Raw genomic sequence first — 17141 nt, 5'->3', positions numbered from 1 at the left:
AGGTTCAGTACGCAGCGAGCCCCCGACCTTGCGGTCGGGGGCTCGCTGCGTCTGCGGGCGAAGGTCGGGCTCGGTTCTCCGGGTGTTCAGCGCCGCACGAGCGGCGCGAGCCCGGCAGAGCGCTCGACGGCCCCGTCCAGCCCCGTGAGCGCGAGCCAGTTGGCGAAGAGCCGGTGGCCGCCCTCGGTGAGCACGGACTCGGGGTGGAACTGCACGCCGTGGAGGGGCAGCTCGCGGTGCTGGAGCCCCATGATGATGCCGTTCGCAGTGCGCGCGGTGACCTCGAGCTCGCTCGGAACCGTCGAGGGGATGACCGCGAGCGAGTGGTAGCGCGTCGCGGTGAACGGGTGCGGGAGGCCCTCGAGCACGCCCCGGTCCTCGTGCTCGACCTGGCTCGTGCGGCCGTGCATGAGCTCGGGCGCATGCGTGACGGTCGCGCCGAAGGCCTCGCCGAGCGCCTGGTGACCGAGGCACACGCCGAGCATCGGCAGGGCGCGCGCGGCGCACGTACGGATGACGTCGAGGCTCGCGCCGGCCTCGGCGGGGGTCCCCGGGCCGGGCGAGACGAGCACACCGTCATAGTCCCAGGTGGCAGCGTCCTGGACGGCGTCGTTGCGCACGACGGTCGTCCGAGCGCCGAGCTGGTCGAGGTAGCCGACGATCGTGTAGACGAACGAGTCGTAGTTGTCGACGACGAGGATGCGCGTCACGGCGTCTCCTGGGTGGTGGGCGGATCGTTCGCCCATCATGCCGCGCCGGGGCGCAGCGTGGGGAGTCGTTCCACCGACGCGTCAGGGGAGCGGGTCGACGCCCTTGGGCAGCGTCGCCTGCTCGAGCGTCGCGACGGTCCGGCCGGGCAGCTCGAGCGTGTCGGGTGCGCTGACGTCGAGGCCGAGGCCGACCGCGGCGACCCACTCGCGGTACGTCGCGATCTCGGGCGACGCGTCGAGCGACGCTCGCAGGGCGACGGGGTCGCCGACCGCCTCGACGACGTACGGCGGGGAGTAGACGCGTCCGTGGAGGGACAGGACGTTGCCGACGCAGCGGAACGCGGTGGTCGTGAGGACGCGCTGTCCCTGGAGCGTCATGGCCTCCGCTCCCCCGGCCCACAGCGCGTTGATGACGGCCTCGAGGTCCTGCTGGTGGACGACGAGGGCGTCGGCGGCGATCTCCGAGCCGACGGGCTGCGGCGGGGCGTCGTCGAGCGCGACGCGCAGGCCGGGGCCGGCGACGGGGACCGCACCGGCGGCGATGGCGTCCCGGCGATAGGCGTCCTCGTCGACGTCGGGCCCGGTGACGGGTGCGATGCGTGAGAGCTGCTCGTCGAGGGAGTCGAGGTCGCTCTGGACGTCCTGCACGCGCTTCTCCTCGACCTCGATGAGCTGCGCGAGGTTCTCGGGATGGCGTTCCCCCTGGCTGCGGGCGAGCCGGGCCGACGACGTGAACATGAGCCCGGCGAGCGCGAGGACGAGCATGACGACGACGGGGGCTCGCCGGACGCGGCGCGTGGCGGCGTCGGTGGTCCTCATGCGTGTCGTCTCCCGGTGTGCGCAGGGCGTGGGGCCGCCCTGGCACTAGGCTATGCGTAGTCACGGGACCGCGGGTCCCGTTCCAGCCGCCCAGTCAGGAGCCTCGCGCCGTGTCCGATCCGAAGTCGTCCGAGACCGAGCCGTCCGCGGCTGCTGCCGTGAAGAAGCCCGTCGTGCCGCCCGCAGCGAAGAAGAAGGCGGCGTCGCTCGACAAGGACCTCAAGCGCGCGGCGCGTGAGAAGGCGCGTGAGGCGGGGGTGAACCCTCGTTGGCTCGTCCCGACGATGCTCAGTCTCATGATCCTCGGGCTCGTGTACGTCGTCGTCGCGTACCTCTCGAACATGCAGTGGCCGATCCCGTTCCAGGAGGCGTTCAACGTCAACGGCCACTGGAACCTCGTGGTCGGTTTCGCACTGGTCATCGCGGGCTTCGGTCTGACGACGCGCTGGCGCTGAGCGCCCTGCGGCCTCGGGCCGCGACCTGTGACGAAGCCCCCGGCACCTGAGGTGCCGGGGGCTTCGTCATGCCTGTGGACGACGTCCGTGGGACGGCCCCGTGGACAGTCTGTCCCCATCGGTGGACAGCGCTGTGGATAACTACACGTCTGTAGTTCCACAGCTGTGAGTAACGCTGTGGAGAACTGTGGAGAACGGCGTGAGCGCGAGGTTGTCCACAGGCTCCTCGTCCAGGACGTGTGACACCGACGCGTCCGTGAACCCGTCGGGCGGAATGAAGAGACCACCGCCCACGGGCGTCCACGTCGGCACGGTCGCGAAGCGCACGGAGACCGCCGCGACGAGCACGATGATCCCCACGACGGGCACGACGAACGCCCACAGGTGGCGCCTCTCGCGCGGCGCGTACGCGAACGCCGCGCCCACGGCCGCCCCGACGACGAACCCGCCGACGTGCGCCTGCCACGAGATCCCTGGCACGACGAAGCCGATGACGAGGTTGAGGCCGAGGACCGCATAGATCTGCGAGGCGTCGCGGGAGAAACGGCGCAGGATGACGACGAACGCCCCGAAGAGACCGAACACGGCGCCCGACGCGCCCCGCACGGGCGTGATCCACTCCATCGTCAGCGGGTCCGCGAGCCACACGACGGCCGCCGAGCCGCCGAACGCCGAGAGAAGGTAGAGCGAGAGGAAGCGCCCACGCCCGAGCATCTGCTCGAGCACCGGGCCGACCGACCAGAGGGCGACCATGTTGAGGACGATGTGAGCGGGGTTGTTCGCGTGGAGGAACGCCGCCGTGAGGAGCCGCCACGGCTCGCTCGCACCCAGCACGGGTGCCATCTCGAGGAGTGACGTCCACGCGTCGCCCACTGCCCACTGCAGCACGTAGCTGACGACGCACAGCGCGATGAGTGTCAGCGTGACGACGGGTCGGCCGTCGCCCAGGCGCGCCCCGAGGGCGGAACGCGCGGCCGGCGCGTTGCGGGCCTGCTCGGCGACGCAGTCGACGCAGTGGACGCCGACGGCGGCGGGCCGCTGGCACTCGGTGCACGCGGGGCGGCCGCAGCGCTGGCAGCTGACGTAGGAGACACGGTCAGGGTGCCGCGGACAGACGGGAGCCGCCGCACCCCCCGTCGGGACGTTGTCGCTCATGCGGGCATCCAGGGGTGTGCGGCGGCTCTCGGGACGTGCAGGGGAGGAGCTCAGTCCTCGATCGTCACGCTGTTGATGACGATGTCCTCGAGCGGACGGTCGCCGGGGCGGGTCTTCGACGTGGCGATCGCGTCGACGACCTTGCGCGACGCGTCGTCCGCGACCTCGCCGAAGATCGTGTGCTTGCCCGTGAGCCACGGGGTCGCGTCGACGGAGATGAAGAACTGCGAGCCGTTCGTGCCCTCGGCCTTGCCGGTGAGCGGGTTGCGGCGCGTGCCGGCGTTCGCCATCGCGAGCAGGTAGGGCTTCGTGAAGCCGAGCTCGGGGTGGATCTCGTCGTCGAACTTGTAGCCGGGGTCACCCGTGCCGGTGCCGAGGGGGCACCCACCCTGGATCATGAACCCGGAGATGACGCGGTGGAAGATGAGGCCGTCGTAGAACGGCACGTTCGACGGAGCGCCCGTCGTGGGGTCCGTCCAGGCCTTGGTGCCGGTCGCGAGACCCGTGAAGTTCTCGACGGTCTTCGGCGCGTGGTTCGGGAACAGCTCGACGCGGATGTCGCCCGCGGAGGTGTGCAGGGTTGCGAACATGACCCCATCCTCCCACGGAACCTGCGCGCGACGGGAGTCGTGAGGCGTCGCGGTACCACCCCGGTCGGTGGCAGAGTAGGGGCACACCTTTGTGACCGCGACCAGCAGGAGGCATCATGCTCGACGGCATCCGCAACCAGGCCAGGGAGACCCTCGAGGGGATCGACTCCGAGAAGGTCAAGGACCAGGCCGCGACCGCCGCCGCCGCGGTAGGTGACGCGGCCGAGCAGGCTGCGCACGTCGCCGCCGTGCTCGCGGAGCGTGCCAAGGTCGCCGCACAGGACGCGGTCGAGTGGAGCGCGCCCCGTCTCGAGGCGTTCAAGGAGTGGCTCGCCCCCCGCATCGAGAAGGTGTGGGACGAGACCGTGCAGGCCGCCGCCCCGCGCGTCGAGGCCGCGGCCGAGAAGGCGCGCCCCGCGCTCGACACGGCCCACGACAAGGTCGTCGACGAGTACCTGCCGCGCCTCGTCCAAGCGTTCAACAGCGCCGCAGCGACCGCCGCGGAGAAGTCCGGCACAGCGGCCGCGTCGACCGCCGAGCTCCTCGCACGCGTCGCCGACGACGCCTCTGACGGCGGCATCGTCGAGAAGATCGCCTCGAAGGCGCACGACGCCGTCGAGCACGGCTCCGACTCCCTCTCGGACGCAGCGACCGTGCTCGCCGGGAAGGCGCAGAAGTCGTCGGGCAAGGGCAAGGCGTTCTGGTGGGTCGCCGGCACCGCGGCCGCCGCGGGCGGCGCCTACGTCGTCTGGAAGAGGTCCCAGCCCGAGGTCGACCCGTGGGCCGAGCCGTGGGAGAAGGTCGACACGTCGAGCTTCGAGGACGTCCTCGAGGACGCGACCGACGCGGCCGAGTCTGCTGCGGACGACGTTGCCGAGCTCGGGGGAGAGGCGGCAGCCGAGGTCGCCGACGCCGCTGCCTCGTCGAAGGAGAAGCTGTCCGACGTCGTCGAGACCACCACGGAGAAGGTCGAGGAGGTCGCCGGCGATGCTGCTGGCGCGGTCGACGCGGCCGTCGACGTGATCGAGGAGAAGGCGGACGAGGTGGCCGACGTCGTCGAGGAGAAGACGGAGAAGGCCGCTCCCAAGCCACGTGCGCCCCGCAAGGCAGCGCCCAAGGCTCCTGACGCCTGACGCACAGCACGACGACGAAGGCCACCCCCGCGCGGGGGTGGCCTTCGTCGTCGCTGGACCGCTCAGAGCGTCGGGACGAGCCCCTCGAGGTATGTCGCGGTGTCCTCCCAGCCCTCGACGGCGTGGCAGCGCACGCCCATGTCGAGGACGGGACGGTCGTTGCCGCCCTCGTCGAGGCGATCGCCGACGAAGAGCATGTCGTCGAGCGCGACGCCCGCAAGCTGCTCGAGGCGCGCCATGCCGTAGGCCTTGTCGATGCCCTTGCGGGTGATGTCGACGGACGTCGAGCCGCCCGAGCGGACCTCGAGGTCGGGGACGAGCTCGGCGACGGCGTCACGCAGCGCGGCCTTGCGGGAGCCCTCCGGGTCCCATGCGGTCTTCGCGGCGACGGGCGCGGCCTGGCCGAGCGCGGAGAAGGTGATCTGCGAGTCACGGTCCTCGAGGATCGGGCCCCAGGTCTCGGACTCCCACAGCCCGAGCCGGCGGGCCTCGCCCTCGACCGCGACAAGAGCTCGCTGCTTCTCGTCGGCCGTGAGGTTCTCCGCGTACTCCTGGTGCCACGCGCCCTCATGGTGGCGCCAGTACTGCGTGCCGCACGTCGGCATGAGGTGGAGGCGCGCGAGGAGCGCGGGGTCGACGTCACCGAGGCGGTCGATGACCTGCGTGCGGAACTGCGCGATCTGCCCGCCCGAGATGATGCACACCGGCACGCGCTCGAGGAGGGCGAGCAGCAGCTCGACCATCCGTGGGTCGAGCGGCGACTTCGAGGGGGCGAGCGTGTCGTCGAGGTCGAACGCGACGAGCCGGGGCGTGGGCACGGACATGCTCCTGCGGTGCGGGTAGCCGTCACGGACGGCGCGAGGCGGGGGATCCTTCCCAGCCTACCGGTGCCCTCACGACCTGGAGGAGGCCGGAACGCGAAGACCCGCACCTCGTGACGAGGTGCGGGTCTTCGATGTGGAGCCAGGGGGACTCGAACCCCCAACCCCCTGCTTGCAAAGCAGGTGCGCTACCAATTGCGCCATGGCCCCGTGGGGTTGTGCCTCACTCGAAAGTGTCGGCGACCTCTGCCCAGAGGTCCTTGCCCGCGGACTCCTCGGAGTACTTCCGCCAGGCGAAGTACCCGACGGCGGCAACCGCCGCGACGAGAAGGAGCTTCTTCATCGTTCAACCTCCTTGAGGGGTACGTCCGTGGGCCCAGGAGGACTTGAACCTCCGACCTCTTCGTTATCAGCGAAGCGCTCTAACCGCCTGAGCTATGGGCCCGTCGCCGCTCGCTGCAGGTTTCCCTGCGACGGCAGCGCACCGAGACTACCCCAGCATCGGCCCTCGCTCCAAAACGAGGTGCCGGGGTGCCCCGACGTTCGTCGTTCAGTCGTCCGTCAGCGTCATGTGCACGCCGCCCACGAGGGCCGCGACGACGTTGTAGAGGAACGCTCCGATCGTCGAGAGCGCCGTCATGAGGACGACGTCGATGACCGCGATGACCATCGCGATGGAGACGACCCGGTCGCGCTGGACGTACTGAAGGATGTCGAGCTCGGACTCGCTGCCGACGATCTTGCGGATCGTCTCGTCGATCGAGGTGAAGACCCCGAGGTCGTTGAGCGCGTACCAGAAGACGAAGGCCGCGACGACGATCATGATGCCGATCGCGATCGACAGGAGGAACGCCATCTTCATGACGGACCACGGGTCGATCCGCGAGAGCGTGAGACGCACCTTGCGTGGCGCGTAGTCGTGCTCGTCGTCGTGCTCGTCCCCGTGCCCGGCGTCGTGCTCGACCGGCGCGCTCGCGTTGCCCGCGGCACCCGTCCCCGCCCAGGCTGTCCCGGTGGGGGCGGCGTCGGGTGCGGGTACGGGAGCGGGCACGGGTCCGGCCGCCGCTGCGCCGTCGGGGCGCGGCGCGGGCGTCCGCGGGGTGATGGCCGGCGGTGCGGCGTCCTGCTTCTCGGTCACGCTCGGTCCTCCTCGGTGCCCTTCACGCCGGTGTCGTCGGCGTCGGTCGTCCCAGTCTGCCCCGCCTCGGCGGTCTCAGCCTCCCCCTGGGGGGTGACCGTCCCGTCCGCGGACACCTCGGCCGGCTTCTCGCCGTCCGTCGTGTCGTCGCTGTTCTCCTCGTCCTCGTCCGCAGACTCCTCGTTGCGGGCGACGGCGATGATGCGGTCGTTCTTGTCGGGCTTGGCGAAGATCACACCCTGCGAGGTGCGCCCGGTCGGGTTGACCTCGCGGACCGCGGACCGCACGATCTTGCCGCGCTCCATGATGACGAGCACCTCGTCGTCCTCGTCGACGACGAGGGCGCCCACGAGGTCGCCGTTGCGCTCGGGCAGGTTGGCGACACGGATGCCGAGGCCGCCACGGCCCTGGAGCCGGTAGTTGTCGACCGTGAGCTGCGTGCGCTTGGCGATGCCGCCCTCGGTGACGGTGAAGAGGAACGCGTCGTCGCGCACGACGTCCATCGCGAGAAGGTCGTCATCCTCGCGGAACTTCATGCCGGTGACGCCCGACGTCGAGCGGCCCATGGGACGCACCTGGTCGTCGTTCGCGGTGAAGCGGATGGACTGGCCCTTGCGGCTCACGAGGATGACGTCGTCGACCGAGTCGACGATGCGCGCCGAGACGAGCTCGTCGGCAGCGCCCTCCTCGTCCTCACGCAGGTTGATCGCGATGAGGCCCGCCGTGCGGTTGGTGTCGTACTCGGACAGGCGCGTCTTCTTGACGAGGCCGCGTCGCGTCGCGAGGAGCAGGTACTCGGCGTCCTCGTACGTGCGCAGCGCGAGGACCTGCGCGATGCGCTCGTCGGGCTGGAACGCGAGGAGGTTCGCGACGTGCTGACCCTTCGCGTCACGGCCGCCCTCGGGCAGCTCGTACGCCTTGGCGCGGTAGACGCGGCCGAAGTTCGTGAAGAACAGCAGCCAGTTGTGCGTCGAGGTCACGAAGAAGTGGTCGACGATGTCGTCCTCGCGGAGCTGCGCCCCACGCACGCCCTTGCCACCGCGCTTCTGGGCCCGGTAGTTGTCCGTGCGGGTGCGCTTGACGTAACCGCCGCGGGTGATGGTGACGACCATCTCCTCCTCGGCGATGAGGTCCTCGATCGAGACCTCGCCGTCGAAGGGGAGGATCGTCGTGCGGCGCTCGTCGCCGTAGCGGCCGACGGTCTCGTCGAGCTCGTCGCCGACGATCTGGCGCTGACGGTCCTCGCTCGCAAGGATCGCGTTGTAGTCCGCGATGCGCGACATGAGCTCGGCGTGCTCGTCGGTGATCTTCTGGCGCTCCATGGCTGCGAGGGCACGGAGCTGGAGGGCGAGGATCGCACGGGCCTGGACCTCGTCGACGTCGAGCAGGCGCATGAGGCCCTCGCGCGCGTCGTCGACGGTCGCGGACGCGCGGATGAGCGCGATGACCTCGTCGAGGTTGTCGAGGGCCTTGAGGTAGCCCGTGAGGATGTGGGCGCGCTCCTCGGCCTCACGCAGCTGGAACCGCGTGCGGCGGACGATGACGTCCATCTGGTGCGTCGTCCAGTGACGGATGAACGCGTCGAGCGACAGCGTGCGCGGGACACCGTCGACGAGCGCGATCATGTTCGCGCCGAACGTGTCCTGGAGCTGCGTGTGCTTGTAGAGGTTGTTGAGGACGACCTTGGCGACCGCGTCCCGCTTGAGGACGATGACGAGGCGCTGGCCGGTGCGGCCCGACGTCTCGTCGCGTAGGTCGGCGATGCCGCCGACGCGGCCGTCCTTGACGAGGTCGGCGATCTTCGCCGCGAGGTTGTCCGGGTTGACCTGGTAGGGCAGCTCGGTGACGACGAGGCAGGTGCGACCCTGGATCTCCTCGACGTTGACGACGGCCCGCATCGTGATCGAGCCGCGGCCCGTCCGGTACATGTCCTCGATGCCCCGGCGCCCGAGCACGGAGGCTCCCGTCGGGAAGTCGGGACCCTTGACCTCGCGGATGAGGGCCTCGAGCAGCTCCTCACGGCTCGCGCCCGGGTGGGCGAGGTGCCAACGGACACCCTCGGCGACCTCACGCATGTTGTGCGGCGGGATGTTCGTCGCCATGCCGACGGCGATGCCGGCGGAACCGTTGACGAGAAGGTTGGGGAAGCGCGCCGGCAGGACGACGGGCTCCTGGGTACGCCCGTCGTAGTTGTCCTGGAAGTCGACGGTCTCCTTGTCGATGTCCCGGACCATCTCCATGGCGAGCGGGGCCATGCGGCACTCGGTGTATCGCGGGGCGGCGGCGGGGTCGTTGCCGGGGGAGCCGAAGTTGCCCTGGCCGGAGATGAGCGGGTAGCGCAGCGACCAGTCCTGCACGAGGCGCACCATGGCGTCGTAGATCGCGGTGTCACCGTGCGGGTGGTACTTGCCCATGACGTCGCCGACGACGCGCGTGCACTTGGAGAACGCACGGTCGGGGCGGTAGCCACCGTCGTACATCGCGTAGAGCACGCGACGGTGGACGGGCTTGAGGCCGTCGCGGACGTCGGGCAGCGCGCGCGAGACGATGACGCTCATCGCGTAGTCGAGGAACGACTTCTGCATCTCCTGCTGGAGGTCGACCTGGTCGATCCGTCCATGGTTGACGACGTTGTACGCGTCGCCGGTCGTCCCGTTCTCGGGGGTGTTCTCGCTCACCGTCTCGTTCCTTCGCTCGGCGCTGGGCCGGGTCGTGCGGGGGGTTCCTGTCGCTGGGGCCGGGCGGCCGTCAGATGTCGAGGAACCTCACGTCCTTGGCGTTGCGCTGGATGAAGGAGCGTCGCTGCTCGACGTCCTCGCCCATGAGCACCGAGAAGACCTCGTCGGCCGTGGCCGCGTCGTCGAGGGTCACCTGGAGCAGCGTGCGGTGCTCGGGGTCCATCGTCGTGTCCCAGAGCTCGGAGTAGTCCATCTCGCCGAGGCCCTTGTAGCGCTGGATGCCGTTGTCCTTGGGGATGCGGCGACCGGCGGCGAGGCCGGCGGCGAGCGCCTGGTCGCGCTCGGCGTCGGAGTACACGTAGTCGTGCGGCGCGTTCGACCACTTGAGGCGGTAGAGCGGCGGCTGCGCGAGGTACACGTGGCCGTGCTCGATGAGCGGGCGCATGAACCGGAAGAGCAGCGTGAGCAGGAGCGTCGCGATGTGCTTGCCGTCGACGTCGGCATCCGCCATGAGGACGATCTTGTGGTACCGGAGCTTCTCGATGTCGAAGTCCTCGGAGATGCCCGTGCCGAACGCCGTGATGAGGCCCTGGACCTCGAGGTTGCTCAACGCACGGTCGAGGCGCGCCCGCTCGACGTTGAGGATCTTGCCTCGGATCGGCATGATCGCCTGGTTGTAGGGGTTGCGTCCGCGGACGGCGGAGCCACCTGCGGAGTCACCCTCGACGATGAAGATCTCAGACTCTTCGGGCTTGTTGGACTGGCAGTCCTTGAGCTTGCCCGGCATAGACGACGAGCCGAGGAGACTCTTGCGCGTGGCCTCGCGTGCCTTGCGTGCGGCCATGCGGGCCTGGGCGGCCTGGACGGCCTTGCGGATGACGTCCTTGGCCTCGTTCGGGTGGGACTCGAGCCAGTCGCCCAGGCGGTCGTTGACGATGCCCTGGACGAAGGTCTTCGCCTCGGTGTTGCCGAGCTTCGTCTTCGTCTGGCCCTCGAACTGGGGCTCGCCGAGCTTGACGGAGATGACGGCGGTGAGGCCCTCGCGGACGTCGTCGCCCGTGAGGTTCTCGTCCTTGTCCTTGAGCAGACCCTTGGCGCGGGCGTAGCGGTTGACTAGGCCGGTGAGCGCCGCACGGAAGCCCTCCTCGTGCGTGCCTCCCTCGGTCGTCGAGATCGTGTTGGCATACGTGTGGACGGACTCGGAGTACGCGCTCGTCCACTGCATCGCGATCTCGACGGAGATGCGACGGTCGGTGTCCTCGGCCTCGATGTCGATGATCTCGGGGTGGACGACCTCGATCTTCTTCGTCGAGTTGAGGTGGCGGACGTAGTCGATGAGTCCGTGGTCGTAGCGGTACGTCACGGTGCGGTGCCGCGGCTCCTCGGCCTCGGCGTCGCTCGCAAGCTCGTCCTCGTCGACCTCGAGCGAGCGCTCGTCGGTGAGCGTGATCTGGAGGCCCTTGTTGAGGAACGCCATCTGCTGGAAGCGGGCGCGGAGCGTCTCGAAGTCGAAGATCGTCGACTCGAAGATCGTCGGGTCTGCCCAGAAGGTCTGCGACGTCCCGGTCTCCGTGGTCGCGGGGCCCTGGCGAAGCTCGCCGACCGGCTTGCCGCCGTCCGCGAACGACTGGTTCCACGTGAAACCATCGCGCTTGATCTCGGTCTCGACGCGCATCGAGAGCGCGTTGACGACGGAGATGCCGACGCCGTGGAGACCGCCCGAGACCGCGTAGCCGCCGCCGCCGAACTTGCCACCGGCGTGGAGGATCGTCATGACGACCTCGACCGTCGGGCGCCCCTCGGTGGGGTGGAGCGCCACGGGGATGCCACGACCGTTGTCGACGACGCGTACGCCACCGTCGTCGAGGAGGTTGACCTCGATGTGGTCGCAGTAGCCGGCAAGGGCTTCGTCCACAGCGTTGTCCACAACCTCGTACACGAGGTGGTGGAGGCCACGCTCACCGGTCGAGCCGATGTACATGCCGGGACGCTTGCGCACGGCCTCGAGACCCTCGAGGACGGTGATGGAGCTGGCGTCGTAGCTGGGAGCGGTGGACGTCGGGGTACCCGCGTCCGGGGTGCTCGGCTGGTCAGTCACTGGAAGAGGTGCTCCTCGGCTCGACGCTTGAAGTTCCGTGCTCTGCGGCGCTGCGCACGGTCTCCGGCCAAAGCCTGGACACCGTCGTGGCCGCGGGCCGACGGACGGCCCGCGCCCCCGGCCGCCCCGGTGCCGGGACGACGAACGAGCGTCGGTCGGGTGGCTTGCGACGCCCCCGCGAACGGGGTGCGGCCACGTGCCCGGCCCAACCTGTCCAGTCTACCTGTCACGGGCGGAATATCGGGCGTCAGACGCGTTGTCCACAGCGATTCTCACAGGCATGTCACGTCTTCCACGGGTCGATCCACAGACGCCTGTGGATAACAGGTCAGCCCCACGTATCCCGAGGTCCACGACCCTTGACGCGGCGGGGTCCGCGACCGAAGGAACGCGTCGTCGGACCGACGATCCGCAGCTCCTCGACGACGCCCTGACCGAGCTCCTCCGCGAGCCGGCCGAGCAGCGACGGGCGAAGGAACTCCAGCTGCGTCGCCCACGCCGTCGAGCCCGCCTGCACGACGAGCACCCCCTCGTCGAACGTCAGCGGCGTCGCATGGTCCGCGATGTCGTCACCGACGACGTCGCGCCACCGACCGATGACGCCGCCGACCGAGACCTCCTTCGTCCAGCCACGCTCAGCGAGCAGCCGGCCGACGACGTCGCCGAAGAGCTGCGGGTCCCGGCCGCCCGGACGAGCGCCAGACCGCTGCTCGGCGAGCGGCGACCGCGTCGTCACTCCCGGCCGAGCGCCCCGGTCCCGCGCCGCGGACCGTGCCCGGTTGAAGGCTTCCTTGGCGACCTGCTGCGGCGGGGGCAGCTCGACGAGCTCACGGACGTCGGGAGCCGGTCCGTCGGGGTCGACCGCGGGCACCCCTCGGGGCGAAGGGAGCTCGACCGGCTCGTCAGAGGACACGGCCGACCACGCCGTCCAGGACGTCGAAGCGTGCCCCGACGAGCGACTCCGGGACGTCGCCCGGGACCGCGGCCGTGATGAGCACCTGCCGCGCCGGCGCGACGAGGTCCGCGAGGCGCTGCCGACGCCGTACGTCGAGCTCGGCAAACACGTCGTCGAGCACGAGGACGGGCTCGCCGTCTTCGCGGGAGTCGACGACCCAGAGGTCGTCGTCGTTCCCGACTCCCTCGGTGAGCAGGTTGTAGGACGCGAGCCGCAGCGCGAGCGCGAACGACCACGACTCCCCGTGGCTCGCGTAGCCCTTCGCCGGCAGCCCGCCGAGCGTGAGGGTGAGGTCGTCGCGGTGCGGACCGACGAGGCACACGCCCCGCTCGACCTCCTTGGACCTCAGCCTCGTCATCGCCTCGAGCAGCTGCGACTCGATCGCCTCCGGCGCCTGAGGTGCGTCGGGCTCGGGCTCGTCGAGCGCCGCGGCGAGGCTCGAACGGTACGTGATCTCCGCGTGCCCCTGGCCCGCGCTCACCCGGCCGTACGCCTCGGCGACGAACGGCGCGAGACCCGCGACGAGCCGCTGCCGGACCGCGATGATCTCGGCCCCGAGCACCGCAAGCTTCGCGTCCCAGACGTCGAGGGTCCGCAGGTCGGGGGAGCCCTGCTCCTCACCGGGCACGGGCCGTCCGCGACGACGCGGGCCCCCAGCCGTCTTGAGCAGCGCGGACCGCTGGCGGAGCACCCGCTCGTAGTCCGCGATGACCGCGGCGAGACGAGGGCTCACGAGGATCATGAGGTCGTCGAGGAACCGTCGCCTGGCGTCGGGGTCGCCCTTGACGAGGACGAGGTCCTCCGGCGCGAAGAGCACCGTGCGCAGGATCCCGACGACGTCCCGCACCCGTGGCACGGGCGATCGGTTGATCCGTGCACGGTTGGCCCGCCCCGCGTTGATCTCGAGGTCGATCGTCGAGGCGCGATCGCCGCGCACGACGCGCGTACGCACCACGGCGCGTTCCTGACCTGCACGGATGAGCGCCGCGTCGGTCGAGACGCGGTGAGAGCCGAGGGTCGCGATATAGCCGATCGCCTCGACGAGGTTGGTCTTGCCCTGGCCGTTGGGCCCGACGAACGCGTTGACGCCGGGCTCGAGCTCAAGGTCGACCTGCGCGTAGGAGCGGAAGTCCTGCAGCGAGAGGTGGGAGACGTGCACCCGGACCTCCGGGTGTCAGCTCGCGAAGCGGATGGGGACCAGCAGGTAGCGGTAGTGGGTCTGGGACTCGCCCTCGAGCGAGTCCTGGCCCGTGAACTCGACCGGCTTGTTCGGGTGCGTGAAGCTCAGTCGGACGAAGTCCGTGCCGAGCGCGCCGAGACCGTCGAGCAGGAAGGTCGGGTTGAAGGCGACGGAGATGTCCTCGCCGACGAGCAGCGCCTCGAGGGCCTCGGACGCCTGCGCGTCGTCGCCCTGGCCCGCGTTGAGGACGACCTGTCCGTCCGAGAACGACAGGCGGATCGGGGTGTTGCGCTCGGCGACGAGCGAGACACGCTTGCTCGCCTCGATGAGCGCCGACGTCGCGACGACCGCGTGGATCGGCGTCTCGTCGGGGAAGAGACGGCGCACGGGCGGGTAGTCGCCGTCCGTGAGCTGCGACGTCGTGTGACGGCCACCGGCCTCGAAGCCGATGAGGTCGACGCCGGCGCCGGTGGAGAGGGCGACGGTGACGTCGCCGGAGGAGCCGAGCGACTTGGCGACCTCCGACAGCGTGCGGGCACGGACGAGCGCGACCTCGGAGATGTCGGTCTGCGAGGGGCGCCACGGCAGCTCGCGCAGCGCGAGCCGGTAGCGGTCGGTCGCGAGCAGCGTGATCGTCGAGCCCTCGAGCTCGGCACGGACACCCGTGAGCAGCGGGAGCGTGTCGTCCTTGCTCGCGGCGACGGAGACCTGGGCGACGGCCTCGGTGAGCTCGTCGCCCGAGATGACACCGACGACCTGCGGCATCGCGGGGAGTGCGGGGTAGTCCTCGACGGGCATGGTGAGCAGCGAGAAGCGGCTCGAGCCGCAGGTGACGTTGACCTTTGTGCCCTCGACGACGACGTCGACCGGGCGGTTGGGCAGCGCGCGCGAGATCTCCGCGAGCAGACGGCCGGAGACGAGGACCTCGCCTGCCTCGGACACCTCGGCGGGGATCTCGGAGCGCGCCGAGACCTCGTAGTCGAACGTCGAGAGACGAAGTACGCCGATGGGGTCGGCCTCGATCCTCACACCGGCAAGGACGGGCGCCGGCGGTCGTGCGGGCAGGGTCCGGGCCGCCCAGGTGACGGCCTCGGCCAGGACGTCGCGCTCGACGCGGAACTTCATCTGCTCGCACTCCTTCTGGTGTCGGTACCTGTGGGCTCGCACCGAGACACAGGACGGGAAGAACACTACGCGACCTCGCGGGTCGAGGTCACCTCGGGACGTGGGACCTCTGAGGCCTGTCTTTCCAGGCCGCAGCGTTCGTGCTCGTCACCCTCATGAAGGTGATGTGGATTCCCTCATGAGAGATCTGTCATCGTCGTCGTAGGGCTTGTGGATCCTGGGGAAACCACATGTCTGTGCAGGTCAGGTGACGAAACTTGTTGTTCCTCGAGCTCGTGGATCTCGTGTGGACAACTGCGGGTCGCTGTGGACGGCGTCTGTGTGCCCAGGCGTCGTCCCCCGTTCTGCATCGCCGCGTCCACAGATCCGTGGGTGTCGTCCACCGTTGTCCACAGGTCTGTGCACAGGTGTGGAAAGACATCCCACGTGACTCTCGACGCAACGTCGAGAGTTGGGCCCTAAGACCTGTGCTCGTGCTTGATCCGGCTCGTCAGCTCGGTCACCTGGTTGTAGATCGAGCGACGTTCCGCCATCTGCGCGCCGATCTTCCGGTTCGCGTGCATGACCGTCGTGTGGTCGCGGCCGCCGAACTCCTGCCCGATCTTCGGCAGCGAGAGGTCGGTGAGCTCGCGGCACAGGTACATCGCGATCTGCCGAGCCGTGACGAGCACGCGGGAGCGCGAGTTGCCGCAGAGGTCATCGATCGACAGGCCGAAGTACGCCGCGGTCTGGGCGATGATGCTGCCCGCCGTGATCTGCGACGCGTCCTCGTCCGTGATGAGGTCCTTGAGGACGATCTCGGCCAGACCGATGTCGACCTGCTGGCGGTTGAGGTTCGCGAACGCCGTGACGCGGATGAGTGCACCCTCGAGCTCGCGGATGTTCGTCGAGATCTTCGAGGCGATGTACTCGAGAACGTCGTCCGGTGCAGCGAGACGCTCGCCGGCGGCCTTCTTGCGGAGGATCGCGATACGGGTCTCGAGGTCCGGCGGCTGGACGTCGGTGATGAGGCCCCACTCGAACCGGGAGCGCAGGCGGTCCTCGAAGCCGTTGAGCTGCTTGGGCGGGACGTCCGAGGTGATGACGACCTGCTTGTTGGCGTTGTGCAGGGTGTTGAACGTGTGGAAGAACTCCTCCATCGTCTGTTCCTTGCCCTGCAGGAACTGGATGTCGTCGATGAGGAGGACGTCGACCTCGCGGTAGCGCCGCTGGAACGCCCCGGCGCGACCCTCACCGATCGAGTTGATGAAGTCGTTCGTGAACTCCTCGGAGTTGACGTAGCGCACGCGGACCCCGGGGTAGAGGCTCTTGGCGTAGTGGCCGATCGCGTGGAGCAGGTGCGTCTTGCCGAGCCCCGATCCGCCGTAGATGAAGAGCGGGTTGTAGGCCTTCGCCGGCGCCTCGGCGACCGCGACCGCGGCCGCGTGGGCGAAGCGGTTGGACGCGCCGATGACGAACGTTTCGAAGACGTAGTGGGCGTTGAGGCTGGTCGGCTCGAACGCCTGGGTCGAGGACGTCGCACCCGAGGGGTTGAACACCTCGGAGTGGGAGATGCGCTGGGGAGCTGCGGGCGCGGGCGTCGGCTCGACGGGCTCGTCCGCCGAGGGACGAGTGAGCGCCTGCTCTTCGTGGTCGTCGGCGAGCGAGGTGTCGACGGTGATGACGAAGCGGGCGTCTCGACCGAGCGCGTGCGTGAGCGCGTCGGTGAGCTCGGTGCGCACGCGGTTCTCGAGGTACTCGCGGGTCCACTCGTTGGCGACCGCCACGATGATCGTGCCCTCGGCGATGGCGAGAGGGCTGCCGAGCTTGATGAAGGCGATCTGCCGCGGGGTCATGTCGGGGCTCGCCTCGAGCTCCGTGATCGCTCTGGACCAGACCTCGGTGACGTCGACGTCTGCTGCAGACATCGTTCTCCTTCGTTCGGGTGACGGACGGCGAGCCTCGCACGGCCGTCGATGTCCACATAGTTTTCCACAGGTTGTGAACTTCGGGGACGCATGATGCTGGCGACCCTCACGCAGGGCGCTCGCATGTCTCCGCGGGGCCTTGTTCCGCGGCTGTGAGCACCTCACCCGTGACTGTCGGCCTGAAGCTGTGGCATGCTGAATGACAACGTTGTGACTTAGGGACGGCAGAGTTGCTGTCCACATCCTGTGATCTTCGACCCGCCGAAGGTCACAGCGGTCCGGCTTGACCGGGGGCGGCCTTTCGGCATAGCGTCAGACAGCCGTTCGGCACCTTCGTCGTGCCCGCGCGCCCTGATCCCTGGATCCTGTCTTCCGTG

Annotated in this window: 15 protein-coding genes and 2 tRNA genes; 2 read left to right on the top strand and 15 right to left on the bottom strand. The window is 69.5% G+C overall.

Annotated features, from left to right (window positions below; genetic code table 11):
• Positions 1-86: 86 nt before the first annotated feature.
• Both G7063_RS14970 and G7063_RS14965 read right to left on the bottom strand, forming a co-directional pair.
• Positions 87-710 (bottom strand): aminodeoxychorismate/anthranilate synthase component II, encoded by a 624-nt coding sequence (locus G7063_RS14970; RefSeq protein WP_166415093.1) that lies wholly within the window; start codon positions 708-710, stop codon positions 87-89.
• Positions 711-791: 81 nt separating this feature from the next.
• The gene (locus tag G7063_RS14965; RefSeq protein WP_166415092.1) at positions 792-1529 is read right to left on the bottom strand and encodes a DUF881 domain-containing protein; all 738 of its coding nucleotides are present in this window, start codon (positions 1527-1529) and stop codon (positions 792-794) included.
• Positions 1530-1639: 110 nt separating this feature from the next.
• On the opposite strand from G7063_RS14965, the gene G7063_RS14960 reads away from it, so the two are divergent.
• Positions 1640-1984 (top strand): cell division protein CrgA, encoded by a 345-nt coding sequence (locus G7063_RS14960; RefSeq protein WP_370520723.1) that lies wholly within the window; start codon positions 1640-1642, stop codon positions 1982-1984.
• 141 nt (positions 1985-2125) lie between these two features.
• Here the strand turns inward: G7063_RS14960 and G7063_RS14955 are convergent, their stop codons facing one another.
• Complete coding sequence (locus G7063_RS14955) at positions 2126-3139, bottom strand: rhomboid family intramembrane serine protease (protein WP_166415091.1); 1014 nt, start codon at positions 3137-3139, stop codon at positions 2126-2128.
• 50 nt (positions 3140-3189) lie between these two features.
• Positions 3190-3729, bottom strand: coding sequence for a peptidylprolyl isomerase (locus G7063_RS14950; RefSeq protein ID WP_166415090.1), 540 nt, complete (start codon positions 3727-3729; stop codon positions 3190-3192).
• A 116-nt stretch (positions 3730-3845) separates the two neighbouring features.
• On the opposite strand from G7063_RS14950, the gene G7063_RS14945 reads away from it, so the two are divergent.
• Entirely contained in the window at positions 3846-4862 is a 1017-nt protein-coding gene (locus G7063_RS14945) for a hypothetical protein (RefSeq protein WP_166415089.1), read from the top strand.
• A gap of 62 nt (positions 4863-4924) precedes the next feature.
• On the opposite strand, the gene G7063_RS14940 is transcribed toward G7063_RS14945, so the two are convergent.
• The 11 genes from G7063_RS14940 to dnaA all read right to left on the bottom strand — a co-directional run bounded on the left by G7063_RS14940 (position 4925) and on the right by dnaA (position 16764).
• Positions 4925-5686 carry an HAD-IIB family hydrolase gene (locus G7063_RS14940; RefSeq protein ID WP_206188176.1) on the bottom strand — a complete coding sequence of 254 codons (762 nt, stop codon included), beginning with the start codon at positions 5684-5686 and terminating at the stop codon, positions 4925-4927.
• A 134-nt stretch (positions 5687-5820) separates the two neighbouring features.
• Positions 5821-5893, bottom strand: a tRNA-Ala gene (locus tag G7063_RS14935).
• Positions 5894-5906: 13 nt separating this feature from the next.
• Complete coding sequence (locus G7063_RS15365) at positions 5907-6026, bottom strand: DLW-39 family protein (RefSeq protein WP_240916131.1); 120 nt, start codon at positions 6024-6026, stop codon at positions 5907-5909.
• 28 nt (positions 6027-6054) lie between these two features.
• Positions 6055-6128: transfer RNA gene (locus tag G7063_RS14930), tRNA-Ile, on the bottom strand.
• Positions 6129-6233: 105 nt separating this feature from the next.
• Positions 6234-6821, bottom strand: coding sequence for a DUF3566 domain-containing protein (locus tag G7063_RS14925; RefSeq protein WP_206188175.1), 588 nt, complete (start codon positions 6819-6821; stop codon positions 6234-6236).
• Positions 6818-9499, bottom strand: coding sequence for a DNA gyrase subunit A (gyrA, locus tag G7063_RS14920; RefSeq protein ID WP_166415087.1), 2682 nt, complete (start codon positions 9497-9499; stop codon positions 6818-6820). Before gyrA ends, G7063_RS14925 begins: the two co-directional genes overlap by 4 nt.
• Before the next feature lie 70 nt (positions 9500-9569).
• A complete protein-coding gene (gene gyrB / locus G7063_RS14915; protein WP_166415086.1) occupies positions 9570-11597 on the bottom strand; it encodes a DNA topoisomerase (ATP-hydrolyzing) subunit B in 2028 nt (675 codons plus the stop codon).
• Between the two features lie 328 nt (positions 11598-11925).
• A complete protein-coding gene (locus G7063_RS14910) occupies positions 11926-12468 on the bottom strand; it encodes a DUF721 domain-containing protein (protein ID WP_240916130.1) in 543 nt (180 codons plus the stop codon).
• A 31-nt stretch (positions 12469-12499) separates the two neighbouring features.
• Positions 12500-13711, bottom strand: a complete 1212-nt coding sequence (recF, locus tag G7063_RS14905) for a DNA replication/repair protein RecF (RefSeq protein WP_166415085.1) — start codon at positions 13709-13711, stop codon at positions 12500-12502.
• A 15-nt stretch (positions 13712-13726) separates the two neighbouring features.
• On the bottom strand, positions 13727-14857 hold the full coding sequence (gene dnaN / locus G7063_RS14900; RefSeq protein WP_166415084.1) for a DNA polymerase III subunit beta: 1131 nt from the start codon (positions 14855-14857) through the stop codon (positions 13727-13729).
• A 458-nt stretch (positions 14858-15315) separates the two neighbouring features.
• On the bottom strand, positions 15316-16764 hold the full coding sequence (dnaA, locus tag G7063_RS14895) for a chromosomal replication initiator protein DnaA (protein WP_166415083.1): 1449 nt from the start codon (positions 16762-16764) through the stop codon (positions 15316-15318).
• Positions 16765-17141: the final 377 nt, after the last annotated feature.

Origin of the sequence: Sanguibacter sp. HDW7 (assembly GCF_011300875.1) — a bacterium.
Classification (GTDB): Bacteria; Actinomycetota; Actinomycetes; order Actinomycetales; family Cellulomonadaceae; genus Flavimobilis.
This window is presented reverse-complemented; position numbering and strand designations above follow the sequence as displayed.